General features: G+C 52.2%; 1 protein-coding gene. It reads right to left on the bottom strand.

What is annotated here, in order from left to right:
- Positions 1 to 891, bottom strand: an 891-nt coding sequence (locus A3751_RS21045) for an immunoglobulin-like domain-containing protein (RefSeq protein ID WP_369821271.1), incomplete at its 3' end; no start/stop codon positions are given.
- Positions 892 to 896: the final 5 nt, after the last annotated feature.

Raw genomic sequence — 896 nt, 5'->3', positions numbered from 1 at the left:
GTCTCCGCGCTCAAGGTCGATGTTCGCTAGCCCGGTGAGTGAGATTAAAGGAGCCATTGTGTCAGCAACAATGACCGTACGCGTTACTTGAGTTGCATTGTTGCCAGCTGCGTCGACGGCATCAAAGGTTATGGTGTACGTGCCAGCAACTGCACTGTTAACAGTGTCTCCGCCTACTGTGATTGAAACCGATCCGTCAACAGTATCGTTCGCAGTTGCGCCTGAATCAGAATAAGCGGTGCCTTGCTCGTGGTTTACGAGTGCGCTTCCCGCGAGGGTGATGAGAGGCGGCGTTGTGTCCGCAACGATGATCGTTCTCGTCACTTGTGGTGCCGCGTTTCCTGCGGCGTCAGTAACGTCATAACGAATCACGTAAGAGCCCGCTGTAGCTGGATCTACGGTGTCTCCGCTTACAGTTATATTGGCGGTAATGACTCCGTCCACGCTGTCTGATGCGGTTGCGCCAGCATCTGAGTAGCTTGTACCTTGTTCTACATTGACCGTCGATGAACCGATCAAACTAATTGCCGGTGGAGTAGTGTCGGCAACGATGACAGTTCTAGTCACTTGGGCTGCAAAGTTGCCTGCGACGTCACTGACGTTGTAGGTGACCGTATAGGTTCCGGGAATATTCGTGTTGACTGGATTATTAGTCGAAATAGATCCGGTTAATGGGCCATCAACTGAATCAGAGGCAGTGGCTCCAGCGTCGTTGTACGTGTCGCCTTGTTCAATGTTCACCGTCGGTGCGCCAACGAGGGTAATGACTGGAGGCGTTGTGTCGGCAACAATAACGGTCCTCGTCACTTGGCTTGCCGCATTGTTCGCAGCGTCTGAAACATCGTATGTCACGCTGTACGATCCGGCTACATTTACATTAACTGGATTCACAGTTG

The organism is Oleiphilus sp. HI0080 (assembly GCF_001635135.1).
This window is presented reverse-complemented; position numbering and strand designations above follow the sequence as displayed.